The following is a 23,329-nucleotide window of genomic DNA, read 5'->3' as shown; positions in this document are numbered from 1 at the left end:
AGACAGCATGGGCAGGCCAAGGCGCGGAAGAGATGAGGTCAAGGACGGTCGCTCTTGAGGATCGAGCGCACGGTGACCCCGCAGACAGCCACGGAAGCGGCGGTGATCGCGACGGCAAGAAGCATGGAGACCAGGACGGCGCCCACGACCAGGACGACGGCGGAGCCGCCCACCACGAGGGTCAGCACGCCTCCCGGGGTGAGCTGCACGGCAGGACGGCTCGAAGTCACCCCGACCATGGGAGCAGGCACCGCACCGCGCTGGAGGGGAACCGGGCTGTGGACGGTCGAGGGCGGCGCGGCGAGTACCGGGGCGGTGTCCATGGGCGGGTACTTGGGCTTGAACATGGAGCGGACTCCCTTCTGTTCGGGCGCTACTTGAGGGCGGGGTCGATGGCGGGGGCGAGGAAGCTCCCGGCGGCGAGGTAGCCGCCCAGGAGGAGCACGACGACGAGCCACCACGGTGGGCGGGCCAGCCGGACCCCGAGGGCCCCGACGACAAGGAGGGCGAGCCAGAGCGGAACGTGCATGTCTGTCGTCTCCTGTCAGGCGCGGCAGCGGTGGATGCGGGCGGCGAGTTCGGCGGCAGCGCGGCTGTCGTACTCGGCGGAGAAGTCGCAGTGCGGGGCGGTGCAGGCTGCGACGTGTCGGTTTCGGCCTCGGGAGAGGTAAGAGGCGACCTGAACGGGGCCGATGCGGCGAACGTCGCGGAAGCGCGGGGTCATGGCGGGCGTCTCCCTGGTCAGAGGTGCGCGGCGACGGCCGGCGTCATGGACGCGGGCAGGCCGAGCCGAGCACGGACGGTGTCGGGGTCGGCGGGTTCGCCGGTACTGGAGTGAAGCTCTCGGGCGAGAGCTTGGGCACGGTCGACGAGGGCGGGCGGAAGGTGGAAGGTCGAGGCGGTCACCGGTGCCGGGCCCGAGTCGGCCAGGGGCTCCAAGGCCGGGATGAGGTTGGGCTCCGCCGGGCCGCTGATTGTCGGTTCGACGATCGCGGGAGTGCGGACGAGCGAAATCGGCTCCCCCACCTCGGACCCAGTCGACGCACTACGGTCGGCGCCCTCCGCGGTGCGGGGCGTGTGGGCCAGCAGCGTGCCGCCGAAGAAGGCCACCGCCGGCCAGCCCGCGACGACCACGCGGAGCAGGGCAGGGACGTCGGTCAGGTCGAGGAGTCCGGCGGTGGCGATGTTCGCGCCGAGGGATGCCGCAAGGGCGACCAGGAACCACAGCCGAGACCCACCGGCCGGGAGCCCGGCACGTTGCTGTTCGCGCATCCGCCGCCAGGCAGCGACCAAGAGCAGGTCGACGGAGACGGGGTAGGCCCACGCCTTCCAGCCGCCCTGTCCGGCCGCCTCGGCGAGGTCGTGCAGGTGGGAGAAGGACAGGGCGCCCGCGATGACGGCTTGGATGATCACGGCGTCCACACGGGCCAGGAAGGCACGCATCGGCACGGACTCCTTCCGGTTCGAGGCATGGGAGAGGTAGGGACACGGCGCGAGGCGGTCACGCCGACCGGGGGAATGAGGTGCTGCTACTCGGTTACGGGGCGCGGGGCAGCCACAGCGGCAGGTGTGGACTTCTCCGGAGCGACGGCCGGCCGAAAGGCGGCGAGGCGGGGCAGGTCCGGGACCAGGTCGACGGTGGCGCGGCAGACGGCCGCGGCGTCGTCCAGGGTGAGGTGTGGTGAGCGGGCACGGGACCAGCCGCCCGAGGAGTCACCGACGACGGCCACACCGGGGCAGTCGGCGGGAATGCCCGTCGCGGCGAGCGCCGCCTCCGGGGAGATGTCGGCCAGGGCCATGTTCGCGGAGGACTCGTCGTTGACCCGGTGGCAGACACGGCCGGTGAGCTGGGCCCGCAACATGGTGGCGCCCTTGCCAAGTTCGGAGCCGAAGCGCTGCCCGCACACCTCCAGGTAGATGCCCGCGGCGCGGCCGAGCTGGGCGATGCGGATCAGCTTGGTGACCATTGCGTCCCGGCGCTTCTCGTCATCGCGGCTCGCGGCGAGGAAGAGTTCCGCCACCTCGTCGACGACGACCACGATCGGCACGGGCCGGACCACGTCGGGCAGTCCCCACACGTCGGACGTGAGCACGGCATCTGGGCCCGCTCCAGAGGTGACACCGATCAGCCGGAACCGCTCCTCCATCTCCTCCAAGAGGACGTCCAGGAGTTCGTTCGCACGGTCGGAAGTATCGGCGAGCGCGGACAACCGGGGCGCGAACGGCGCCAGTTCAACGCCCCACTTGCAGTCGATGCCGACGAGGACGACCCGTTGCCGGGCCAGACCGCACAGCAGGTTGCGCAGGTAGACGGACTTACCAGACTGAGTGGCACCGAGGATCAGTTCGTGCGGCACGGTACGGAAGTCCCGTACGTGCCAACTCCCGTCGTCCCGCAGGGCGAGAGGCAGAGTCAGCGGTCCGCCAGCGAGCCGGCGCCGGGCGGGACGCACGTTGGCGAGCACGTCCCAGCCGATGAGCCGCAGTTCGAGACGTCCCGGCTTGGTCGGCCGGATGTGGACGGCATGCGCCGCCCAGGCATGGCGCAACCGGTCGGCGGAGGCGGCAAAGTCCTCCGGAGCCTGCCCGGTCGCCATGCGCAGTCGCATCACGAGCCCAGAACTTGTGGGCAGCGGAAGCGATCGGCGCGGCGGAACAGGCCCCGCCTCCCGTCCCATCATCCGGGCCGTCGCTCGCCGTACAGCCGAGGCCGGAACGGTCAGACCGCACGCGTCCATCGTGGCGCGGTAAGTGGTGATCACGCGCAGCGCGACGACCGGATACCCGATGAGCCACCAGAAGACGACCGGTAACCGGCGCCGCAGCACCTGCAAGACCACGCCCAGCATCACCAGCGCCAGGAGCAGCGTCCACACGGAGTCGGTCATGGCGTTCAGCCCTGCACCGAGGCGGGGACGTTGGCCATGACGGCATCGGCCCGATAGGCGATCCCGTGCCGGGCCCGGCCGCCGAACTCGCTCTCCCAAGGCCGCGCGATCAGGCCGGAAAGAATCACCGGCGTACCCATGACCAGGCCCTCACCGATGCCCTTGGCGGGCACGGTCACCTTGACCATGTCCGAGCCGCCCTGGGCGATGAACACCACCTCCAGCACCATCAGCCGGTCGTTGGTGACCGGGTCTACGGCGATCTCGCCCGTCTGCCGGTCCTTCACCTTCACCTCGGGCAGCTTGGTGACGAGGAGCGTCGCGGCCGAAGTGTCCACGGGGATAACACGCATTCTGTTGACCTCACTGAGTCGGTGGCGCCACTTTCGACGCCATCTCGATTGGATACCCCCCTAGACGGCAAAGGGGGGAGCCACCCCAACCGTCTAGGGGGGTTGACGACAACGGTAAGCCGACGACCCATCAACTGTCTAGGGGGGTAAACGCAAGGCGCGGTGGGCCGCAGCGACTACGGCAGCACCCAGTGCAGCACCGTGGCATCGTCACGGGCCTTGCCCCGCGGCCATCGCCGGCCGTCAGAGTCACCGGCTTCCGCGTCGCGCACCTGGCGGATTGCCTCGGCAGGACCGGACGCGGCGACGAGTGCGAACAGCTCATCCCATGTGGCGAGTTCGAACCGGTCTACGAGGCGGGTGGCCCCGTCGCTCATCAGGGCCACGGACGCCAAGGAGTCCAGCGGAACAGAACCGGTGAGCGCATGTTGGGCCGCTTCCGGGTCGGGCCCGGCAATCCAGAAGCCCTCGGGCCGGTTCCGCAGCCGGGTAAGGGCAGTCCTGTACTCGGCGAGAGCGGCAGCGTGTTCGGGCGACCCTGTGGGCAAGGAATCCACGGGTCCGCGTAGTTGCTTGCCCACCTCGTCCAATCGTCGATCCGTGACGACGTCGACCGTGCCGTCACGGCCGGCCATGAGGAGCGCCGAGTCTCCCAGGACGAGGTATTCCAGAGCGCCCGCCTTGGTCCTCGCGGCGACGACGGTACTGGTTGGGCTGGCCGGGTGGCGCAGGTCGCAGTCATCCTCGTGCAGGGACCCGACAGTGCGGATCGCATGGCTCAGACACTCGACCAGCGGGAGGCCCGACTGCTCAACGAGCGTGCCGAGCAGAACCCCGCCCAGCGTTGCGGAGAACCAGGCGACACCGTGCTTACAGCCGGTCTCACCCCCGGCCACCCCCGCACCATCGAGGAGGACCGCCACCCCGGATGAGGCGGCGGCGAAATCCTCATTCGGCACGTCGGATGCCGCCGGGAGCGAGACCAGCGCGATCGTCACGCCTCCGGCTCCTCGGCGTGACGGTAGAGCGGGCAGAGCAGTTCGACGCTGCGAGGTTCGCCGGTTTCGGGGTCGTACTCGACTCCGACGAGAGTGGAGAAGCGATGCTCACCGACCTGCCCCCACAGGCTGTTCAGGTCGGAGGAGAGCAACTGGACGACGCCGAGGGAGCCTTGAGTGTGAATTCCGGCGATGGCCAACAGCGAGCCCGCTCCATCCGGCCGAGGCAGCCTGCCAAGGTACCCGACGTCGTACGGGCGAGCCGGGTTGCTGTCCTGCCCAGACCGGTACACAGCGCCCGTGCGCCCGTCGACAACCGTCCACGGCCCGTCGTCCGCCTGCTTCCAGCGAAGCACCGGATCTTGGCCGTAGGTGTCCCACATCTGCTGGGACATCCGGGGGCCGCAGACCACGACCAGGCCGTCGCGGTCGAGGTCGATCTCGCCGCTCACCGACACGTGCTCGGACTGGACATCGAGCCCGTACGATCGCGCCAGGTCCTCCAGTCGCTTGCCCGAACTGACGTCGTCCACAGCGACCACCGTGCGCCCACGCTCGTCATCGCGACGCAGAGGAGTGGCCACGGTGACGGCGCCCCGCCCGAGAAAGGCCCCTTCGGGAGCCGGCCCGGTATGCCGGATCTGATGAATGCGTCCGCGGCTCAGGCCGGCCTTCGCTGCGATCTGCGCGTACGACAGCCCCTGCGCGTGCAGGTCCTGCACTACGCGCCGGCGCAGCCGAGCGAGCTCCGTAACTTCCTGCTGAGCGTCGGCCAACCTGGTGGTGACCTCACGCAGCAGCAAGTACGGATCATCGATGGCCGCGATCCGCTGCAGCTCGTCCGACATGCCCACACCTCCTAGATACATCCAGGAGTCTAGGGCCCTAGACGATTCGGGTGGGAGACGCCGTCCCGTACGAACTTCAACCACATAGAAGCCGGACCGATAGCCAGGGACCCCGCGGGGGCTCACCCCCCGCCGCCAGCGGGGCATGCGGCGCGGCCGACCAGGACGACGGGAATCATGCGCCAGCTCGGGCGAGCTCGGCCCAGACAGACCGGCCGTGCATCCGCTCCTTCACTCCCCAGTCTTTGGCGCAGGTCGCCATCAACAGCAGCCCGCGCCCGCCCTCCTCCTCCCAGTCGTTGGCGGCGAGCAGTTGCGGTCTGTCGTCGCCCCCCTCGTCAATCACCTCGATGCGTACCCGGTCGTCGTCTAGTACGACGATCACGAGGAACCAGCCGCCTTTGCGACCGCTCCGGGAGTGCCGGACCGCATTGGACGCCAGCTCACTGACGATGAGGACGGCGTTTTCCACCATGCGGGGGCCCTCGGCCTCCATCAGGGCGGCGACGAAGTATCGGGCTTCAGCGACCTGTTGCGGCAGGCCAGGGAACGGACGGCACCACTTCGCAAGCAAGAGGAACACTCCTCGTCTAGAGGGCTAGACAGCACGCAGGCAGAGTATTCCTAGACGCGCCGACCCTCTAGGCATTCAGAGGAATTATTCCTCTATGGAGTGACGTCCTCGGGCAGGACTCGCAGTTCACCCATGATCCGCATCAGCAGTTCCCGCGCCTCATCACCGAAGACGGCCGCACGCTCGAACTGGCCGAACAACTCCTCGTACGACGCGAACACGTCCGGGTCCTTCTCCGTCCGCTCATCCCGGAAGGCCTCCACGACCACCGTCTCTTGATCGCACAGCGTGAAGCCGTGCCGCGGCATGACCGGCACCGGTCGGTCCCACGGGAGCACCCCGAACCGCACAGTGGTCAGGCTCTCCACCGCGAGCAGTCGGTCGAGCTGAGCAAGCATCAGCGCCGGGCTACCAGGCCACGTCCGCAGCACGCCCTCCGTCACCACGAAGACGGACTCTCGCCCGGGTTCGTACAAGACGCTCTGCCGATCCACCCGAGCCGCAACAGCCTTGCCCACCTCGGCCGCAGCAGCACCGGGCGCGCTTGCGAAGACATGCCGCGCGTACTCTGCGCTCTGAAGCATGGCCGGCAGAACCACACACTGGAACGACCGAACGAGCCGGGCCCCGCGCACCGCCAGGTCGACAACGGCATCCGCGGAAACGCTCAAGCCCGACAGGCTCTCGTCTGCGTCCGCGGAAGGAGCCGACTCAACTTCGGCGAGAGCCGCCCGCAGCTCCAAGACGAGAGAGGCATCCAGGCCAAGAGCTCCGGACAGCCGATCGAGGACGTCACGACTGGGAACCATGCGCCCGTTCTCCACCTTGGAAACCGTCGGCTGCCCAACCCCAGCCCGCTGCGCCAACACGGCGCCCGTCAGGCTGGCATCAACCCGCAGAGCTCGAAGATGTGCCCCCAGCGCCCGCATTCGTTCCTGCCGCTCACTCCCCATACCCAGCGTTCTACACCAACGCCTGACGAGCACCCAGCGCGAACGATCACACCGACCCCAAGATCCCGCGTGATTCAAACTTTCTCTACTGGTTCAAGCCCCGGCTGCGCTCCGCTCCGCCGGGCGCGCTCCTGGCTCCGCTCCGCCGCCGCTCCTGCCTTCGGCCCGCTCCGGCGGGCTGCGCCAACGCGCGCCCACGTGGAGAAGTCCGAGGCACGAGGGAGCTCCCGCACAGACGCTGGCGGGGCCGGTTGGCTCCGAGACTTTAGGCAGCCACCATGGGGCGAGCCTCGAAGATCATGGCCCCAGCGTCGTGCTTTAACGGGCAGGTCCACAGACTGCCCGACTCGCCGGAAGCTTAAGGGGCCATGATCACTCGCCCCATGGCAGCTCCCGCCCAAAGTCTCGGAGCCAACCTCTCAGCGTTGTCGACCGCAGGCCGGTGGGCACCGGTGACGAGTGGCCTCACCTGGGCGTATACGATCCCCGGCCATGAAGCGTTCGATGATCGCGCTGGTCAGCGCAGGAGCAATCACATTCGCCCTGGGCGGGTATGCCGTTGGAGCAACGCAGAACGCCGACGCGTCCAAGCAGTCGACCACGTGCGCGCAGGCGAACCAGGAATTCGAGGCACGGGCCGGCCAGTTCCGGAAGCAGCAGCAGCGGATCGCGCAAGGTGTAGACACCAACAGACAGTACGAGATCGCCACGGCACGACTGAAGATCCTCGGCATGATCGTGAGACAGAATCCGACCTGCTTCGACGCCGGGACGCGCGCGACAGCGGCGTATCTCCAGCAACACCCATCCGCGAGCCAGGAAGACGCAGCCGCGTGTGAACTCGCTGGCATCGCTTCCAAAGACTGCGCGATCTTCGGTTACTGAAATGAGCGTCTGCCGTTCGAAGGCTCCTGGAGGCGCCCGGTGAGCACCACCATTTTCCTGCTGCGCGACGCGCTTGGCCTTGGCAGCTGTCTGGTGTTCATGTGGGAGCTGAACCGCCAGGCTTCAGGGCCGGGCTGGAGGAAGCCACGGGTCTTCACTGCTGCGGCGGCCGGGCTACTTTCCGTGCTGCTGGCTACCTACGCATAGAGGGCGCCAGTCGACGTGCCCCTCTCGTGCCCGTTCGGTCGGGAAACAGCGGGGAGTCGCGGGGGCCGGCGGACACCGGGCATGAGAACGGACCCTGACCGATTTACCTGGTCAGGGTCCGTTTCTGCTGGCGGTGGGTGTGGGATTTGAACCCACGGTGACTCGCGCCACGACGGTTTTCAAGACCGTGTACGGCTGGACTCGCCCAGGGGACTCGCCCGACCTAGTTGTATTGACCCTCCCGTGGCACGGTCCAGGTGCGACAGCCGGGCGATTCGATATCGGCTGAGTACGCGGTGCACGGTGGAGGGATTGAGACCGAGCAGGTAGGCGATGCGGGCTGGGCCCCAGCGACTCAGGACGCGGACCTTGATGATGCGCCGCTCAGTGCGGGTCGGAGTGCGGCATGGGCTGAGGTGAGGACGACTTGACCGGTCGCGCATTCCGACCTCGCCCTGCTCGCGGTAGCGGTCCGCCCATCGTTTGGCGGTTGTGGGTGAAACTTGGAAGCGTTCGGCTGCCCGTCGTAGCGGCCAGCCGTCCCGTACCACGCATAGACCAGGCGGAGGCGGCCGGTTTCGGTCAGGGGCGCGTTGCGGTGGGGCATGAACGTCTTTCTGGATCTACGCATGGAGGCGGCCGGGCGCACGAGTGGTGGCTGGTGTGCCCGGCCGTGGTGTGGGTGGCCGCGAGTGGGTGGCGGAGGGGTCAGGACAGGAGTCGCAGGGACTCCTCCCACAGGTGCTCCGCGTTGGCGGTGTCGAGTGCGTACGGTGCGACGCCGGCGGCCCAGCCGTTGCCGTCGAAGACCCGGACGGCTTCGTTGCAGTCTTCGAAGTAGCGGCCGCCGATGCCTTCCAGCTGAGGAGACGTGGCCAGCAGCACGGAGGTTGCGGCGCCCTGCTGGGGGGACTTGCGGCGCTCGGGCGGGGTCCTGAGGCCGCCGGTGTGGCGCTGTAGGTTGGTGGCAATGGCGCCGGGCATGAGGGCGTTGGCAGTGATCCCGTCGGCCGCCCAGCGGCGGCTTGCCTCGACGGCGAAGAGCACGGTGGCGGTCTTGGACTGCCCGTAGGCCACCAGCGGGTCGTAGGGGCGGTAGCGGAAGTTGATGTCGTCGAAGACAACCGGGGAGACCAGATGTCCGCTGGAGCTGACAGCCACGATGCGTGCGTTGCCGTCGGCGGCCAGTGCGCCGTGCAGGCCGGTGGCCAGGGCGAAGTGGCCGAGGTGATTGGTGGCGAACTGCAACTCCCAGCCCTCCGGGGTGCGTTCGAGTTGGGGCGTGGCCATGATCCCGGCGTTGTTGACCAAGAGGTGGAGCGGCCCGTCCCACGCCTGTACGAAGGCGTCCACCGAGGTGCGGTCCGAGACGTCGAGGCGGGCGATGTGGATGTCCTTGTTGCCGGTGGTTTCGGTGATGTCGGCAGCGGTTGCTTCACCGGCCGCCGTGTTGCGTACGGCCAGCGTCACCTGGGCGCCGGTGGCTGCCAGGGTCCGGGCGGTCTCGATGCCGATGCCGGAGGTGGCGCCGGTGATGATCGCGCGCCGTCCGGAGAGGTCGATGCCGCGGGCGACTTCGTCAGCGGTGGAGGAGAAGCCGAAGGGGGTCGTGATGCGAGTCATGAGCAGATGTCTTTCGCGAGAGCGCGGGGGAGTGGAGGTTGGGGATGCCGGCGCGGAGAGGGCCCGTGGGCATCCGAGGGGGGTGACGTGGGTATCAGGCGGCATGGCCTGGTGCGGTTACGAGGGCGACTGTCTCCACCAGTCCGTCGGCGCCGGCCAGTGCACGGTGGCGCAGTTCTTCCGGGTCGAGGCCCTGGGCTCGTATGGCGTCGGCGAAGTGCTCGATGTCCTTGCGCATCAGGCCCTGCAGGTGGGGGGCGATATCTGGGGTGACGACGGTGACGAGCGCGCGCAGTGCGGCGCTGCCTCCGCTGCTGTCGGAGATCACGTCGAGGAGGGCCGGGATGTCTGCCTGGAGCTGCTGGGCGAGGTGGACCAGGTCCACGGCGTTCTTCAGGTTCGACATTGTCATGGCGTTGTTGAGGAGCTTGGTCATCTGACCGCTCCCGACCGGGCCCATATGGCTGACGCGGGTGGAGAAGGTGGCGAACACCGGTGAGCACCGGTCGAAGGCGCCCTCGTCGCCGCCGACGAACGTAGTCAGGGTGCGTGCCTTGGCCCCCGGGCCGCCGCCGCTGACCGGAGCATCCAAGTAGGAGGCGCCAAGGCTGCGAAGAGACTCGGCGATCTTCACGTTCTCGCCCGGATCTCCAGTGCCGTGATTGACGACGACAGTCCCCGGCCGGAGGTGCTCGCGTACCCCCGGAGTATTCAGAACGTCCCAGATGTCGCTGTCATCGCGCAGGCACAGCGCCAGGATGTCGCTGGCGGCCACGAGATCGACAACCGTGGCGTGAACGGTATGAGGGACGTCTCCCACCGCCTCCAACGACGTCGGGCGCCGGGCCCACGCGTGGAGGTCGAAGCCACGGTCCGCGATCGCCTGGGCCATGGGCGCACCCTGGTCTCCCAGGCCGATGAAGCCGACGGCTGAACTCTGCTGTTCGGGGCTGCTCACTGCGGTCACCTTCCGGATCGGGCCATGCGCACGAAAATCGGGATGTTCCGTACCGTTTGACCCTGCCATCGTTGCTCCGTGTCTCGACCCCAGCTAGTGCCGTGTCAACACTGGTAGTGCCAGGACCAGGAAACCCAGCAACGGATCATCAGCCAGCGGAGTCGACCAGGTTGGGGGCGCCATGCCTCGTACTGTGGGGCAGGTGAGTGCCAACCACCTCGGCGACTACCTTCGAGCGCGTCGTGACCTCGTTGACCCCAAGGACGTCGGTCTGCCCGGCGGGGGCCGCCGCCGCGTGCCCGGCCTGCGCCGCGAGGAAGTCGCCCTGCTCGCCGGCATCAGCAGTGAGTACTACCTGCGCCTGGAACAAGGACGCGACCAGAACCCGTCACCGGCCGTTCTCGACGCCCTCGCCCGCGTCCTCCAGCTCGACCTGGACGCGACCCGGCACCTGCACGCGCTGGCCGCCCCCGCTCCGCGACTCGACAGCCCGACCCTCGACGATGAGCGGGTTCCTCCCGGCATCCAGCAACTGATCAACACGGCCTGGGCGAGCACCCCTGCCGTGGTCTTGAACCGCTACATGGACGTCCTGTCAGCCAACCCCCTGGCCATGGCGCTCTCGCCCAGCAACCAGCCAGGCACGAATGCCGTACGGTCCGCATTCCTCGACCCGCGCATGCGCTCCCTCTACCTCAACTGGGGCGAGATGACCGTCCGTGTCGTCGCCAGCCTGCGCGCCCTCATCGGCCCGGACAGCGGTGATCCACGCATCGTCGAGTTGGTGAATGAACTCTCCGCAGACAGCGAGACCTTCCGCCGTCTCTGGGCCCGCCACGACGTCAGCCCCCGGGGATCCGGCGCCGCACAGATAGACCATCCGCAGGTGGGGCGGCTAGAGCTGAGCTACGAACGTCTCCTGCTCGCCGGTATCGAAGGCCAACTCCTCGTCGTGCACCACGCCGAGCCCGGCAGCCCATCCGAGCAGAAACTAGCTCAACTCACCGGCAACCTCGGTCCGTAGCATCCGGCGCCGCGGCCGGACCAGCCGCCGTCCCTAACCTCCGTGGACAGAACACCTAGTGCCCCTCGCTGCCCGGGGTGATGCCGGAGGAGCCCGCGACGAAGGGCTGACAGGCAAGTGCCTTGTCCACGATTTCTGCGGGTGATAGTTCCGGGTCTGCGAAAAAGATCAGGCTCGTGATGTGCTCGCACCCCAGCCCCCGCTTCAGCAACTGAAGTTGCTGGTACTCCGTTTCCTCGTCCTCCACGAACTCCAGGTTCGTGATCCTCGTTATGAGGTCTTCCGCTTCCTCACGGCCAAGGTATGTCCGTTTCACAGCCGTGCCCCTCTCGCTGGCTCTGCGAAGCGAAAGTACAGCAGCGAAGTACAGCAACCACCGCGACCTGAGCTGACCGCCTACATCCCCATCCGACTGTCTGAGTAGCCGAGCAGACCTCAGCACCCTTCCCGCCCATAGTTCGGGACGAAGAGGTCGTGGGTTCAAATCCCGCCACCCCGACAGCTAAGTAGCAGGCCAGAGGGCCCTTATCGGATCGATAAGGGCCCTCTGGCTTTGCTGCGTGTCTGCCGGCGTGACTATCGATTCCCGAGTGCCTGGGACCCGCGTGAGTCGGCGCCGGAGGTGCCGTCCATGGCCACGGCACCGGTCTCGATCACGGGCCGGATCTGCTTCCGGTGGACCTCCTTCGTGACGGCCGTGCCCGGAGTGCCCAACGAGTCGGGAGATCTCCTCCAGCGGGACGCCGCGGACGAGGGATCGTCGTAGCGCGATCTGGCACTACTTCGATCAGCGGCAGCCCGCTGCCTATCAGCCCGGCGGCAACCCCCTGCTCAGGCCGACCTGTCGGATTCTCCTTCGTGAAGGCGACGCCGCCTTTGGCGGACCCAGTCGGTCCCCATGAAGCAAACCGTGACCACGAGCAGCAGTACGGCACCGAACACCACAGTGAACCCCGCCGCGACAGCGGGCATCACCCACCAGTACGCATCGTCGTCCTGCACGACTGCCCCTTCCGATACTCATCCTCGCCCCTGGTGCGCCGCCGTCTCGCAGCCCGGACCAGGGACCGAGGCCCGGCGCGTCATCCGATGCGCCGGGCCTGCGGGGGGCCTCAGTTGGTGAAGGTGAAGTACTTCCAGGAGCCGTGCGTCGTCGAGTTCACGGAGTCGTTCGAGGAGTTGTTGATGTAGGACGACCGCACGCGCATCGAGTAGCCGGTCTGGTGCGTGCCGCCCAGCTGCACCACTGACTTGCCGCTGGAGTCGAGGTTGAAGTAGTTGTAACCCGCCGACCGCCAGGCTCCGCCGGAGTAGATCTGGAACTCCAGCTTCTGTGCTCGGCTGGGGTAGGCCGTCATCGTGGTCGTGAGAAGCGGGTTGGTCGTCTTCCGGAAGTAGTACCTGGTGTGCCCGCTGACCGTGGCCGTCTTGTAGTGGCGGCTCAGGCTCAGCGACACCTTGACCTTCGCGCCCACCCAGCTCGACGCCGTCTTCGGGGCGGTCCGCGAATCGCCGGGGAAGGACGCGCTCACCGTGGTGTCGCGCTTCAGGGGCAGGGTGACCGACAGGTCGCCCGCGCTGTTGACGGTGCCGGTCTTGACCAGGTACTTGCCCTTGCCGTCGCCCGCGGTGTCCGCGTAGAGCGAGAGCGTCCGGCTCTTGTACGTCGTGCCGAGATGGGCCGTGAACGTCACGTTGCTGGCGTAGTCGTAGACGTTGCCGTTCTTGTTCACGGTCAGGGTCGGCGAGGTCCGGGAGACCTCGACCGTGTCCGAGGCGGAGGCAGCCGTGCGATCGGCGCCTCCGGCATACGAGACCTTGTACGTGACCTTGCTGCCCGCGGGCGGGGTGTCGGTGAAGGAGTAGGTCCCGTCCGCCTTCACCGTCGCGGCCGGGAGCGCCTTGCCGTTCGGGGACTCCAGGTCCGTCCGGGTCACCGCGACGGTGCTCCCCTCGGGCAGCCCGAGCGTGTTCGTGACCTTGCCGGAGACGGTCAGCGACTTGGCACGGACTGCGGTCTCCGGAGCGTTCACCGTGACGGTGGTGGCGGCCTTGCCGGGTTCGGTGACGACGCGCAGGCTGTACTTGTTGTTGAAGCCGTGTGTGACCGCGAAGAGCCGGCTGCTGTCGGGCGCGAACGCGAGGTCGCCGTGGTCGAGCAGGGTCTGCTGGGCGACTCCACCCACTTCGTCGGTGAAGTTGGCGGTCCGCCTCGGGGTCGTGCCGCCCGGCTTGTAGACGGACACGTGGGGCAGGCTGAAGTAGGCGTGGGTGTCGGTGCCCACCGCGACGAGGCCGTCCGGCGCGACGTCCACCGACCGCTGTGCCCAGTGGCCGCTCGGATATCTGATGGTCTCCGACAGGTCCGAGGTCCGGTAGACCTGCTGGTAGTCGCCTGTCGTGGTGGCCACCACGAGCTCCGTGCCGTCCGGGGTGAGCGCCAGGTCCTCCGCGGTGTTGCCGATGGCGGCGTCCTGCCCGCCGAGGAACGCGGTCCGGCCCGCCGTCCCGGACGACACGTCGTAGATGCCGAGCGTGAAGTAGTACTGGCGCGAGCCGGCCGCCAGGGTGTCGGGAGCGCCGGGTGTCGAGTCCAGCAGGGGAGCGTCCTTCCAGGTCCCCTCTGCCTCCTGGGCGAGCGAAACCTGCGGCTGCTCGCCGGACAGGTCGAGGGAGCCGATGTTGCCGTGACCGACGCCGCCATAGCCGAACCAGAGCTTGCCGCCCGCGAACGCCAGGTGCTGCGGATCGGTGCCGTCACCCGTCGCGTACTGCCCGGTCTTGGTGAGCGTCGCCGTGTCGACGGCCACGATCTCATCGGCTCCCGGCACGGCGACGTAGACCGTTGCCGAGTCGGCGGAGAGCTCCAGGCCGTCGGCCTGCGGCAGCGAGGTGATCGTCCCGATGACGGTGCCGTCGTAGTCGGTGGCGACGACCTTGCCTGAATACGGGTCACTGATGAAGACCCGCCGGTGAACGCCGTCCACGATGATGTCGCCGCTGGACGAGATCGGCAGCGCGGCGCTGGTGTCGGCGACGGCGGAGCCCGCCGCCGACCCGATCAGCGCGACAGAACCGAGAGAGACCGCGAGCGCTGTCACGGCCGAAATGCTGCGCACACGCACAGTGATGCCAACCCCCACTAGGAAGACAGGATGTCCACAAGACCCCTGGAGTCCCTCCAGGGTTGTACGGCACACCTGTGCAAGTTCCCGCAGGTCCACTGCCTGTCACCCGGGAGCCGGGCACCTTCTCTGAGGCGGGCGCGCACTCGGATCGCTGCGATCGGGGTCGGGCGGGTCGTAGATCGCGCGTGCGGGACGAGGAGGTCGTGGGTTCAAATCCGGCCACATCGACAGCTGAATTGCAGGTAAGGCCCGGTGCTGAGAAATCAGCGCCGGCTAGCGGGCTTCCAGAAGCGCATCCCGAGCGGCCGCGGGCGTGCCGGGGCCGTGGCCGAGCGCTCCACGCGGGGGAGGTACGGTCCGGCCGACATGGGCCGGGATGCCGCCGGGTGTCTGCTTCCGGTGCCGGATGTGCTGGCGCCAGGAGTCCGTGAGCAGGACGACCACGGCGGCCCAGACCAGCAGGAAGCCCAGCCAGCGGGCGAGGGGCATCGGCTCCTCGAAGAGCAGGACGCCGAGAACGAACTGGAAGACGGGTGCGAGGTACTGCACCATCCCCAGCAGCGAGAGCGGCATCCGCACCACGGCGGCGCCGAAGCACAGCAGGGGGACCGCGGTCACCAGGCCGGCGCCCGCCAGGAGCAGGGCGTGGCTCGGGCCCCGGTCGGCGAACGTGCCGCTGCCCGTCGACTGGAAGGCCGTCACCGCCACCACGGCCGGCAGGAACAGGACGGCCGTCTCGATCGTGAAGCCTTCGAGGGCCGGCACGTTCGCCTTCTTCTTCAGCGCGCCGTACGTCGCGAAGGTCCCCGCCAGTGACAGCGCGGTCCACGGCACCGTGTCGTAGCCGACCGTCAGGACCACGACCGCGACGAGGCCCAGCGCGACGGCCGCCCACTGGGCGCGGCGCAGCCGTTCGCCCATGAAGACGACTCCCAGGGCGATCGTCACGAGGGGGGTGATGAAGTAGCCGAGCGACGTCTCGACGACCTTGTCCGCGTTGACCGCCCAGATGTAGATGCCCCAGTTGGCACCCACCAGCACGGCCGCGAGGCTCATCAGTCCGAGCCGGGCGGGAGACCTCAGTACGGCCTTGATCGCGGGGCCTCGCCGCCACACCGCCGCCAGCAGCACCGCCACCACCGCGGACCAGGCCACCCGGTGCGCGAGGATCTCGCCCACGGCCGCGGGCTTGAGCAGCGGCCAGTAGAGGGGGAACAGCCCCCACGCCGCATAGGCCGCGACGGCGGCCGCCATTCCTTGCCGTTGGGGGGTCATCGTCGCGCGCTCCGGCATACGAGGGTCTGGCTGGGCCCCTGGTGCAGCCGGTAGTCCACGTCGATGAGACGGGAGTCGATTCCGTCGGCGGCCAGTTCCTCCAGGAGGAGCGCGAGCTCGCCGTACGGGCGTCCGTTGGTGTCCGTGACGGGATGGATCCGCACCTCGGGAGCGACCCTCAGCATCTCCCGTACGGACGCCGCGTGCCAGGCCCGGTCGAAGAGGTTGGCGTAGGTGAACAGCAGGTTGGGCACCAGGCCCAGGGCGAAGGAGCCGTCCTTGAAGGGGAGTTGTGGCAGGGCTGCCGCGACATAGTGACCGGGGTCGCCGTCCGGCCTCGACCAGTTCTCTGCGTAGTCGTCGAGGAAGGACTCGGCGGCGTGCCGCCTGCGGGCGAGGTACGCGTCCAGCCCGCCGGTCCATGAGAAGTCGTACAGGTCGGGGACCTGTGCCGCCCGTCGCGTCCCCCGTTCCAGCTCGTCGACGACCGTCGCCGACAGTTGGTGAGGGGCCGAGTCGTACAGGGGATCCACGCTGACGACCGTGGCACCCACCGCGCGTGCGCGGAGCGCGAAGTCGCTCGCCCCGGCGGCGCAGTCGAGTACCGGACCGGCGAGGAGGGTCGCCTCGTCCAGGGCGAACATGTCCCTGTACTCGGCGTGGTCTCGCGAAGTGGTGAGGATCCTGTGGATCGGCTCGGCGCTCAGTGTGTCGGTCGCTGTGTCGGTCACTTCGACGTCCTCTGTTCGTCTGTCACGGGCTGGGGGGATCAGGGGCGAGGGGATCAAGAAGGAAAGGCTCAGGCCGGGAGAGGTAGGCGCTGTGCCGCTCGGGTGAGTCCGCCGACCAGGAGGCAGGCCTGCTGGACGGTGAGTCGGCCGGCATCGTCGACAGGCGTCAGACGCAGGGAGCCGCCATCCGCGGGGTACGGGGAATCCCGGTCCGCCCACTGGAATCTGCGACTCAGCTCCGGGCCGAGGTGCCCCTCCAGCACCCAGCCCTCCAGGACCTGGTCGAACGCCGGGGCCATCAGGTCCAGGCGGTCCGGCCACCGGGCCACCGCGTGCAGCGTCCGCCGGACCAGCTCGCCCAGCGCCTCGCGGCCCGCCCGATCGGTCTCGGGCAGCCACAGGAAGTACGGGGCCACGGGCGCCAGTACGAAGTAGACCGGCGACGTCCACGGCAACGCGGCGACCACCGCGTCGTACATCCAGCGGACCGCCTTGACCTGTTTGCCGAAGTACCCGCGCCGGCGGGGCGGGGCACCGGCCATGGCCAGCGCGCCCCAGTGGACATGGACCTCGGCCGCGCCGGTTCCCGACGGCCCCGGCGGTGACCGGTGCGCGCCCAGAAAGGCGTGGCACAGCGCCACCACCTCGACCGAGACGAGCGGCACCTCCTGCGGGGCGCTCCGGAGAAGGTCCGCGAGCCCTCCCCGGCACGTGGCCGCCTCGGCCGGGATCAGACTCGCGTCGACCAGTGCCTCCGCGTCGGGGTAATACTGGTCGCCGGCCCGGAAACCCGTTCCGTACCGGGTCACCGGGCGGCGCTCCAGGCGGCCGTCCCTGGACGCGACACGGTTGAAGACCGCCCCCAGCCGCCGGTCGTCCCCGGCGGCGTCGATGAGGCACAGCAGCAGCTCCCGGTAGCGGGCACGGTGGTGGAGCAGCAGGTCGGAGTGGTAGCGCAGGCCGTGCGCCGTGCCGTTGCGGTCCCGGTGCAGGGCGGCCAGCGGGAGGCGCCGTCCCTCGTACTCCACCGCGGTGAAGGGGACGAACAGAGGCGTGCCGCCGTCGTGCGGGACGAACCCGCCGTCGCTCCAGCGGAGCAGGTCCAGGGTCTCGCGCCGTCCGTCGTGGAACAGCGCGCCGGGCTGGAAGAGGGTGTCCCCCGCGTCCAGCGCGGCGGTCTCCGTCTGGGTCAGGTCGTAGAGGAGCGGATATCCCGCGTCGACGTCCCGGCAGACGACCGCGTTGTAGTCCAGTACGGTGCTGCGCCCGGCCCAGATGTCCCGCCAGTCCCCGATGTGGCCGGTGCGAGGGGGGCGCACACCGGCCCTGAGCAGGGTGCCGGGCACCTCGTCGAGGGGGAGAGTCGAGTTCGCCAGGTGATTCCAGGCGAAGCCGGTCTCGCGCGCGTCGAGGGCGGCCCACTCCTGCCGGGCCCGCACGCTGTCCAGGCCGAGGTCGGCCACGAGCCGGTAGCCGGCCCCGGCCGTCATCGCCGCGCCTCCGCCAGGGCCGCTTCGGCGAGGATCGCCGCCACGTCGTGGACCTCGTCCCGCAGGTACGGCACGAGCGGCGAGATGTCCGTACAGCCCACGAGGACCGCGTCCGTTCCCCGGGTCCATTCCCGGTGCAGGGCGGCGTCCAGGTCGCGTGCGAGCCAGGGAAGCGGGCGTCCGCCCTTCACCGCCTCCACCAGCGACTGGATCTCGTCCTGGGTCTCCGGATCGGGGTAGCACGGCTCCATTCCCGCCTCGCGCAACGCCGCGTCGAGGATGCCCAGCGACCGGGCCGGCGTCGTCACGCCCAACGCGGGCCGGACGATGCCGGCGGACCGCAGCGCCTGCGCCGTCGCGGTGAGGCCGTTGATCACCGGAACGGTCACCGCCGAAGCGATCTCCGTGAAATAGGCGTGGGTGGTGACGGAGGTCAGGACGAGCAGCTCGCAGTCGGCCGCCTCGAGTCGCCGGGCCATGGCCTGCAGGTGAGGGACGGGCGAGGGGCCGCTGCCCTGGAGATGGTCGAGGCGGCTGGGGACGGCCGGGTCGGACAGGAGAACGACATCCGGGTGCTCCTGGTCGCTGCCCGCAGGCGTGGCCGTCACCAGGCGCATGTAGAAGTTGGCGCCGGCCAGGGGTCCGAGGCCCGCGATGACACCGATCCGCCGGCGGTAGGTCCCTGCCGCAACCTGTGTGGCGCTCATGCTCCGATCAGCACCCGCCTGAAGTGGCGGCCGCGGTCGGTGAAGGCGTTCCGCGAGTGCATCATGCGCCAGTTGTCCCAGATCAGCAGCGCGTCCTGTGCCATCAGCACGGAGGAGTGCTCGCGATCGAAGAACTCCTTGCCGGCTTCGAGGAAGGGGATGAGCAGTCCGTCGGGCACGCGCGCGACGTTGTTGTACGAGTAGCGCATCACGTCGACGCCGGCGTGGGACTCCAGGACCGGGTGGCTGTTGCTGAGGTGGACGCCCTGGCGGGCGAGACCCTCGCTGCAGTGCCATTCGTACCGGCGCTCGCGCAGCGACTCCCTGTCCTGCTCCGTCAGGCCGTCCAGCATCTCGTAGCCGTCCGCCAGGGTCGTCTCCCCGCCCGGTCCGGAGGACGGAGTGACGCACCACAGCGCCACGTACCGCGGCGGAAGGCCGGACAGTTCATAGCCTTCGGTGTGCGGCGTGAGGGCCCGGGTGTTGTTGGAGTGGTAGACGTCGTCCATGTCGGGTTCCGGCTTCAGGTCCCACACCTTCTCGCCGCGGTACTGCGGCAGGAGGTCGCCGAACTGCCCCAGAAAGCCGACGTAGTCGAAGCCGCGGGGGACGGAACCCACATACGCCCAGCCGTATGTGGCCAGCCGGCCGGCCACCAGGTCCGTGCCGGCGCCGGCCGAGTCCTGTTCGGTCAGGTCGATCGGATCCATGGCAATCAGCTGCGTCATTGCATGTTCCTTTCAGTTGAACCCACTGGGTGAACCGCGGGCGGAATTCCGAGCGGAAGATCAATGCTTCTGGGCTTTCCCGGACGCTTCTCGTCTCCGGCGGACCGGGCAGGTGATGTCGACTGCTGTTCTCCCCCGTCCACTTGGACCTCGGGTGCGCGGGCGGGCACCGCCGGAACGCCGTTGCGAAAGGACGGTACGACCGTGCCCGCGTCGGGTGCGTCCGCGACGAAGGCATCCGCGGAGACGCGCCGTGTTGCCCCTTCCCTCTCGCGCCTAAGCGGCTCGCTTACCGCCGCGGAGCCATGGATGGCCGGGCAGGACGAAGGCCCCCACCGGATCGGTGAGGGCCTGGATCGCCGGCCGGGGTCGGTGCTGCCGGGTCCCCGCCCACGGCCGGAGCCGGAGGCGGACCTGCCGGACCTGCCGGAGTTGGCGGACCTGGCGGAGCTGGCGTGCCGTCAGCGGGTGGTCGTGGTGCGGATGTCGGTGATGTCGCCGGACACCGGCTCCAGCTTCACCACGAGGCGAGTCGTCACCGTCGGCGCCTCCCCGCCGCCGAAGGTGTGGGTCACGTCGATCTCACGGCTGGTGCGGCCCTCGCTCACCGTCCACTCCACCGGGACGTTCTGGGCCCGCAGGACACCGTCGGCACCGTTCTTCTTCTCCCAGGCGGCCAGCTGCTTGGCGAAGGCGGGCGTCAGGTAGTGGGCGCGCAGCGCCTTGGACAGTGCGGCGTCCGGACCCCGGGGGGCGTCCTTCGCGTCGACGTACGCGCCGTAGAAGTCGGCGACCTGGGTGACCGATTCACCGGTCCGGCCGCTGACCGACCGCACCGCGGCGGACGCCTTCGCGGGGGCGGTGTTCGTGGAGCGGATGCCGGTGATGCCGTCGACCGGGTCCAGCTTCACGACGAGGTTGGTCGTCGTCGTCGGCGACTCCCCGCCGCCGTAGGTCAGGGCGACGACGACCTCGAGGCCGTTGCCGCCCTCGCTCACCGTCCACCGCGCCGGAACGTTCTGGGCCCTCAGGACACCGTCCGCGCCGTTCTTCGTCTCCCAGGCCGTCAGCTGCTTGGCGAAGGCCGGCGTCAGGTAGTGGGCGCGCAGCGCCTTGGACAGCGCGCCGTCCGGGCCCGCGGGGTCGTCCTTCGCGTCGATGTAGGCCCCGTAGAAGTCGGCGACCTGGGTCACCACGTCACCGTTGAAGCCACTGATCGACCGCGACGCGGCAGAGGCCTTCGCGGATGCCCCGGCGGAAGCCTTCGCGGATGCCGTGGCGGAAGCCTTGGCGGGGGCGGCGGCCTGTGCCGCCACCTGCGTCGACACACCGAGCCCGACGGCCAGGACGAGCCCTGCGGCGACGGCCGAACGGCGGCCCGGACGACGGCGGGCGTGGGTGTTCCTGCTCATGTCGTGACTTCCTTCTTCTCGTGGTCCGTATGGGGTCGCTCCCGTCCGTGCCGGCTCTTCCGCCGAACGCGCCCGCCGACCACCGCACATCGAGCACTTGGGCACTCGGACATGTGGGCAATGGGCACACGGATGCCCGGTGCGCAGGCATGAGGTGGGAGTCGTCGGCGGACTGCTACCGGGGCCTCGATCAACCCCGGCCGGTGCGACACCCACAGCTTCGAAGACACCGAGGACCCACCGCAACGACCACCGCCCAACCCGCAACGACGCAACCGTCCCACCCACCCTGACCTGCGCGAACGAGCACTGCCTGAGACGCCGTCCTGGGATGCGGGGACGCCCCGTGCCACAGCCCCGCGAAGCCACTGACGCGGGAGCGCGGACGATCACCCAAACAACCCCCTCCTCAACCGTCACTGCCATGCCCTACGCTGCGCGCAGCAGCCGCACCCCGCGTCACCGCAGCTCAGCCGCCTCGTTCGGGGTTGTACGGCGCTCTCGTCCGCCCGGTCGACCGGGCTCGCTCATGGGGGTATCACCACTGTGCGTACGCGCAGCGTCGCCACGGCGACGGCACTGGCCGTCCTCGCCGGCTCGGCGGTCCTGATGGCCGTCCCGGCCGTGCCCGCCGCCGCGGCCGGGACCGCGGTCGTCATCACGCCCGGCGGGATCGTCGCCGACGGCGCCCTGCACCGGGTCTTCGCCGGCGACCAGGCGCGGGGGAGGATCGTGGCCGGCGACTACTCCGGTGCCCTCGTCGACTCGGTGGACGGAGTCGGGGCGGTCGTCGACCTGACCCTCTCCGCCGACGGCGCCACCCTGTACGCGGCTCTGCCCGACAGCCACCAGATCCTGGCCCTGGACGCCGCCACGCTCGACATCGAGGCCCGGTACGACGTGGCGGCGGCCGAAGGGCCGCGCCACCTCGCCTTCGCCGGCGGCAGGGTCTGGTTCGGCTACGACGATCCGCAGGGCGGCGGCCTGGGCTCGGTCGACCCGGCGGGAGGCACCGACGCCGTGACGCTCGGGCAGTTGCCGGGCGGTCTGGGCACCTTCGGCGACCTGGTCCTCGACTCCGACCCCGGCAAGCCGGACACGCTGGCGTTCGCCGCGACGGGCCTCGACGCGAGCGGCGGGATGGGGGTCCTGGACGTCTCCGGAACCTCTCCCCGGCTCGTCGCCCACGACAACTCCCAGGTCTCCGGGGCCGGTGACGTCGATCTCGTACCCGGCGCTCCGGAAGTGCTGATCAACATGATGAACCGGTACGCCTACGCGGACGGGAAACTCAGCGACGCCGGCTCGTACGCGTACGGCGGGTGGAGCGGCGACGTCTCACCGAGCGGCCTGCTCGCCAAGTCCGACGACAGCTATGTGACGGTCTACCGGCCCGGCGCGGACACCCCGACCGTCAGCCACCGTGTCTCGTACAACGGGCTCGGCGGAACGACGTGGGCGCCGGACTCCTCACGGCTGTTCGTACTCAAGGGGACGGACGGCGACGGCTATTTCCTCACGGCGATCACCGATCCTGTCCGGAACGTCCCGGCCCTGAAGGTGTACGCCCCCTCGACGGCCACCCGCGCCCACCAGCTCACCGTCAACGGGGAACTGCGGATGTCGTGGATGCCGACGGACACGAAGCTCCAGGTCACCCGTACCGACCTGGAATCCCCGAGCGGCAAGACACTGCCGGACGTCACGGTGAATCCGGACGGCACGTTCTCCTTCTCCGACACCCCGCCCGCCGGTGGCACCGTCACCTACAAGGTGTCCTACGCCGGCGACGCCGATCGCTCGGCCGTCTCCGTGAGCGCCAAGGTGGCCGTCTCCCTCGCCTCGACCTCGCTGAGCCTGAACAACGACGGCAAGGTGTACGCCTACGGCACCGACGTGTCGTTCACCGCGCACCTCGGCACGACGTACAAGAACCGCACGGTCGAGATCTGGGCCAACCCCTACGGCGGCGACAAGCCCAACAAGCTGGTCAAGACCGGGACGGTCAACTCCGGCGGCAACATCTCCGCGACGATCGACATGACCCGGGACACCGCGGTCACCGCGGTGTTCAAGGGCGATGCCCGGTTCAAGGCCAGGACCGTCACGTCCACGGGCTACGCCCAGGTGAAGAACTCCACCGTCGTCTCGAAGCACTACAAGACGGCCAAGATCGGCTCGACGTCGTACTACTGGTTCCACAAGAGCACCGACCCCCTGCTCACCACGACCATGACGTACTACCCGGGCCGCATGCAGCAGGTGGCCCTGCAGGTCTACCGGGCCGGTGCGTGGCGGACCGCCGACAACAGCCCGCAGTACTTCAAGCTGGGCACGAACGGCAGGTCGGCCGTGACCCTGAAGTCCCCCGGCACGTCCGGCGTCAAGGTGCGCATCCGCTCGTCGTACATCAACGAACACTCGGGCGACACCGTCAACTCGACGACGTACGGCTCGTGGAAGTACCTGTACTTCTCCAACTAGTGGGGCAGCGGCGACCGGTGGCTGGACGTCACCGGTCCCGGGCTTCCCGGGATCCTCACTGGA

General features: G+C 69.1%; 26 protein-coding genes and 1 pseudogene. 5 read left to right on the top strand and 22 right to left on the bottom strand.

From position 1 onward, the window contains the following. Nucleotides 1-38 precede the first annotated feature (38 nt). From ACFYYF_RS17570 to ACFYYF_RS17525, 10 genes are all read right to left on the bottom strand, one after another. The gene (locus ACFYYF_RS17570) at nt 39-347 is read right to left on the bottom strand and encodes a SpdD protein (RefSeq protein WP_388776487.1); all 309 of its coding nucleotides are present in this window, start codon (nt 345-347) and stop codon (nt 39-41) included. A 26-nt stretch (nt 348-373) separates the two neighbouring features. After that, nucleotides 374-529, bottom strand: a complete 156-nt coding sequence (locus ACFYYF_RS17565; protein WP_388776485.1) for a hypothetical protein — start codon at nt 527-529, stop codon at nt 374-376. A 15-nt stretch (nt 530-544) separates the two neighbouring features. Further along, a complete protein-coding gene (locus ACFYYF_RS17560) occupies nt 545-724 on the bottom strand; it encodes a mobile element transfer protein (RefSeq protein WP_356753204.1) in 180 nt (59 codons plus the stop codon). Between the two features lie 17 nt (nt 725-741). Continuing rightward, a complete protein-coding gene (locus ACFYYF_RS17555; RefSeq protein ID WP_388776481.1) occupies nt 742-1,443 on the bottom strand; it encodes a DUF2637 domain-containing protein in 702 nt (233 codons plus the stop codon). Nucleotides 1,444-1,529: 86 nt separating this feature from the next. Then, nucleotides 1,530-2,888, bottom strand: a complete 1,359-nt coding sequence (locus ACFYYF_RS17550; RefSeq protein WP_388776478.1) for an FtsK/SpoIIIE domain-containing protein — start codon at nt 2,886-2,888, stop codon at nt 1,530-1,532. A 5-nt stretch (nt 2,889-2,893) separates the two neighbouring features. Then, nucleotides 2,894-3,241 carry a hypothetical protein gene (locus ACFYYF_RS17545; RefSeq protein WP_388776475.1) on the bottom strand — a complete coding sequence of 116 codons (348 nt, stop codon included), beginning with the start codon at nt 3,239-3,241 and terminating at the stop codon, nt 2,894-2,896. Nucleotides 3,242-3,417: 176 nt separating this feature from the next. Then, a complete protein-coding gene (locus ACFYYF_RS17540) occupies nt 3,418-4,239 on the bottom strand; it encodes a protein phosphatase 2C domain-containing protein (RefSeq protein ID WP_388776472.1) in 822 nt (273 codons plus the stop codon). Further along, complete coding sequence (locus ACFYYF_RS17535; RefSeq protein WP_388776469.1) at nt 4,236-5,087, bottom strand: sigma-70 family RNA polymerase sigma factor; 852 nt, start codon at nt 5,085-5,087, stop codon at nt 4,236-4,238. Before ACFYYF_RS17535 ends, ACFYYF_RS17540 begins: the two co-directional genes overlap by 4 nt. 175 nt (nt 5,088-5,262) lie before the next feature. After that, nucleotides 5,263-5,661, bottom strand: coding sequence for an ATP-binding protein (locus tag ACFYYF_RS17530; RefSeq protein ID WP_388776466.1), 399 nt, complete (start codon nt 5,659-5,661; stop codon nt 5,263-5,265). Nucleotides 5,662-5,753: 92 nt separating this feature from the next. Then, nucleotides 5,754-6,614, bottom strand: a complete 861-nt coding sequence (locus ACFYYF_RS17525) for a helix-turn-helix domain-containing protein (protein WP_388776463.1) — start codon at nt 6,612-6,614, stop codon at nt 5,754-5,756. Nucleotides 6,615-7,106: 492 nt separating this feature from the next. Between ACFYYF_RS17525 and ACFYYF_RS17520 the strand changes: the two genes are divergently transcribed. Together ACFYYF_RS17520 and ACFYYF_RS17515 are read left to right on the top strand one after the other, a co-directional pair. After that, nucleotides 7,107-7,499, top strand: a complete 393-nt coding sequence (locus ACFYYF_RS17520) for a hypothetical protein (RefSeq protein WP_388776460.1) — start codon at nt 7,107-7,109, stop codon at nt 7,497-7,499. Between the two features lie 39 nt (nt 7,500-7,538). Next, nucleotides 7,539-7,706, top strand: a complete 168-nt coding sequence (locus tag ACFYYF_RS17515) for a hypothetical protein (protein WP_388776457.1) — start codon at nt 7,539-7,541, stop codon at nt 7,704-7,706. Nucleotides 7,707-7,933: 227 nt separating this feature from the next. On the opposite strand, the pseudogene ACFYYF_RS17510 reads toward ACFYYF_RS17515, so the two are convergent. The 3 genes and pseudogenes from ACFYYF_RS17510 to ACFYYF_RS17500 form a co-directional block, all read right to left on the bottom strand. Further along, nucleotides 7,934-8,313, bottom strand: a pseudogene (locus tag ACFYYF_RS17510) (helix-turn-helix domain-containing protein); the annotation flags it as partial. A gap of 101 nt (nt 8,314-8,414) precedes the next feature. Continuing rightward, entirely contained in the window at nt 8,415-9,329 is a 915-nt protein-coding gene (locus tag ACFYYF_RS17505) for an SDR family NAD(P)-dependent oxidoreductase (protein WP_388776454.1), read from the bottom strand. 94 nt (nt 9,330-9,423) lie between these two features. Next, nucleotides 9,424-10,287: an NAD(P)-dependent oxidoreductase gene (locus ACFYYF_RS17500; RefSeq protein ID WP_388776451.1), complete on the bottom strand. Its 864-nt coding sequence runs from the start codon at nt 10,285-10,287 to the stop codon at nt 9,424-9,426. A gap of 202 nt (nt 10,288-10,489) precedes the next feature. Between ACFYYF_RS17500 and ACFYYF_RS17495 the strand changes: the two genes are divergently transcribed. Next, nucleotides 10,490-11,311 carry a helix-turn-helix domain-containing protein gene (locus ACFYYF_RS17495; RefSeq protein ID WP_388776448.1) on the top strand — a complete coding sequence of 274 codons (822 nt, stop codon included), beginning with the start codon at nt 10,490-10,492 and terminating at the stop codon, nt 11,309-11,311. A 55-nt stretch (nt 11,312-11,366) separates the two neighbouring features. Here ACFYYF_RS17495 and ACFYYF_RS17490 read toward each other — a convergent pair whose 3' ends face one another. Continuing rightward, nucleotides 11,367-11,684, bottom strand: a complete 318-nt coding sequence (locus ACFYYF_RS17490) for a hypothetical protein (RefSeq protein WP_388776446.1) — start codon at nt 11,682-11,684, stop codon at nt 11,367-11,369. A gap of 258 nt (nt 11,685-11,942) precedes the next feature. Between ACFYYF_RS17490 and ACFYYF_RS17485 the strand changes: the two genes are divergently transcribed. After that, nucleotides 11,943-12,077 (top strand): hypothetical protein, encoded by a 135-nt coding sequence (locus ACFYYF_RS17485; protein ID WP_388776443.1) that lies wholly within the window; start codon nt 11,943-11,945, stop codon nt 12,075-12,077. Between the two features lie 65 nt (nt 12,078-12,142). On the opposite strand, the gene ACFYYF_RS17480 is transcribed toward ACFYYF_RS17485, so the two are convergent. The 8 genes from ACFYYF_RS17480 to ACFYYF_RS17445 all read right to left on the bottom strand — a co-directional run bounded on the left by ACFYYF_RS17480 (nt 12,143) and on the right by ACFYYF_RS17445 (nt 20,782). Beyond that, a complete protein-coding gene (locus tag ACFYYF_RS17480) occupies nt 12,143-12,313 on the bottom strand; it encodes a hypothetical protein (RefSeq protein WP_388776441.1) in 171 nt (56 codons plus the stop codon). 110 nt (nt 12,314-12,423) lie between these two features. Beyond that, a complete protein-coding gene (locus tag ACFYYF_RS17475) occupies nt 12,424-14,412 on the bottom strand; it encodes a YncE family protein (RefSeq protein ID WP_388776439.1) in 1,989 nt (662 codons plus the stop codon). Between the two features lie 300 nt (nt 14,413-14,712). Continuing rightward, on the bottom strand, nt 14,713-15,714 hold the full coding sequence (gene rarD, locus ACFYYF_RS17470) for an EamA family transporter RarD (protein WP_388776437.1): 1,002 nt from the start codon (nt 15,712-15,714) through the stop codon (nt 14,713-14,715). Beyond that, on the bottom strand, nt 15,711-16,445 hold the full coding sequence (locus ACFYYF_RS17465; RefSeq protein ID WP_388776434.1) for a hypothetical protein: 735 nt from the start codon (nt 16,443-16,445) through the stop codon (nt 15,711-15,713). The genes rarD and ACFYYF_RS17465 overlap by 4 nt, the downstream gene beginning before the upstream one ends. A gap of 68 nt (nt 16,446-16,513) precedes the next feature. Continuing rightward, nucleotides 16,514-17,935 (bottom strand): DUF6025 family protein, encoded by a 1,422-nt coding sequence (locus ACFYYF_RS17460; RefSeq protein WP_388776432.1) that lies wholly within the window; start codon nt 17,933-17,935, stop codon nt 16,514-16,516. Next, complete coding sequence (locus ACFYYF_RS17455) at nt 17,932-18,642, bottom strand: aspartate/glutamate racemase family protein (protein ID WP_388776430.1); 711 nt, start codon at nt 18,640-18,642, stop codon at nt 17,932-17,934. Before ACFYYF_RS17455 ends, ACFYYF_RS17460 begins: the two co-directional genes overlap by 4 nt. Next, nucleotides 18,639-19,370, bottom strand: coding sequence for a TauD/TfdA family dioxygenase (locus ACFYYF_RS17450; RefSeq protein ID WP_388776427.1), 732 nt, complete (start codon nt 19,368-19,370; stop codon nt 18,639-18,641). The genes ACFYYF_RS17455 and ACFYYF_RS17450 overlap by 4 nt, the downstream gene beginning before the upstream one ends. Nucleotides 19,371-19,831: 461 nt before the next feature. Next, on the bottom strand, nt 19,832-20,782 hold the full coding sequence (locus tag ACFYYF_RS17445; protein WP_388776425.1) for a hypothetical protein: 951 nt from the start codon (nt 20,780-20,782) through the stop codon (nt 19,832-19,834). A gap of 546 nt (nt 20,783-21,328) precedes the next feature. Here ACFYYF_RS17445 and ACFYYF_RS17440 point away from each other — a divergent pair. Beyond that, nucleotides 21,329-23,266 carry an Ig-like domain repeat protein gene (locus ACFYYF_RS17440; RefSeq protein ID WP_388776422.1) on the top strand — a complete coding sequence of 646 codons (1,938 nt, stop codon included), beginning with the start codon at nt 21,329-21,331 and terminating at the stop codon, nt 23,264-23,266. Nucleotides 23,267-23,329 lie beyond the last annotated feature (63 nt).

The sequence above is a fragment of the Streptomyces sp. NPDC001914 genome, assembly GCF_042891215.1.
Taxonomy (GTDB): domain Bacteria; phylum Actinomycetota; class Actinomycetes; order Streptomycetales; family Streptomycetaceae; genus Streptomyces.
Note: the sequence above shows the minus strand (reverse complement) of the source record. Positions and strands in the feature narration are given on the sequence as shown.

Coding starts and splice junctions, on each gene's coding strand:
- ACFYYF_RS17570 (WP_388776487.1), bottom strand. CDS start 347: ATGTTCAAGCCCAAGTACCCGCCCATGGACACCGCCCCGGTACTCGCC.
- ACFYYF_RS17565 (WP_388776485.1), bottom strand. CDS start 529: ATGCACGTTCCGCTCTGGCTCGCCCTCCTTGTCGTCGGGGCCCTCGGG.
- ACFYYF_RS17560 (WP_356753204.1), bottom strand. CDS start 724: ATGACCCCGCGCTTCCGCGACGTTCGCCGCATCGGCCCCGTTCAGGTC.
- ACFYYF_RS17555 (WP_388776481.1), bottom strand. CDS start 1,443: ATGCGTGCCTTCCTGGCCCGTGTGGACGCCGTGATCATCCAAGCCGTC.
- ACFYYF_RS17550 (WP_388776478.1), bottom strand. CDS start 2,888: ATGACCGACTCCGTGTGGACGCTGCTCCTGGCGCTGGTGATGCTGGGC.
- ACFYYF_RS17545 (WP_388776475.1), bottom strand. CDS start 3,241: ATGCGTGTTATCCCCGTGGACACTTCGGCCGCGACGCTCCTCGTCACC.
- ACFYYF_RS17535 (WP_388776469.1), bottom strand. CDS start 5,087: ATGTCGGACGAGCTGCAGCGGATCGCGGCCATCGATGATCCGTACTTG.
- ACFYYF_RS17525 (WP_388776463.1), bottom strand. CDS start 6,614: ATGGGGAGTGAGCGGCAGGAACGAATGCGGGCGCTGGGGGCACATCTT.
- ACFYYF_RS17520 (WP_388776460.1), top strand. CDS start 7,107: ATGAAGCGTTCGATGATCGCGCTGGTCAGCGCAGGAGCAATCACATTC.
- ACFYYF_RS17505 (WP_388776454.1), bottom strand. CDS start 9,329: ATGACTCGCATCACGACCCCCTTCGGCTTCTCCTCCACCGCTGACGAA.
- ACFYYF_RS17485 (WP_388776443.1), top strand. CDS start 11,943: ATGGCCACGGCACCGGTCTCGATCACGGGCCGGATCTGCTTCCGGTGG.
- rarD (WP_388776437.1), bottom strand. CDS start 15,714: ATGACCCCCCAACGGCAAGGAATGGCGGCCGCCGTCGCGGCCTATGCG.
- ACFYYF_RS17460 (WP_388776432.1), bottom strand. CDS start 17,935: ATGACGGCCGGGGCCGGCTACCGGCTCGTGGCCGACCTCGGCCTGGAC.
- ACFYYF_RS17455 (WP_388776430.1), bottom strand. CDS start 18,642: ATGAGCGCCACACAGGTTGCGGCAGGGACCTACCGCCGGCGGATCGGT.
- ACFYYF_RS17450 (WP_388776427.1), bottom strand. CDS start 19,370: ATGACGCAGCTGATTGCCATGGATCCGATCGACCTGACCGAACAGGAC.
- ACFYYF_RS17445 (WP_388776425.1), bottom strand. CDS start 20,782: ATGAGCAGGAACACCCACGCCCGCCGTCGTCCGGGCCGCCGTTCGGCC.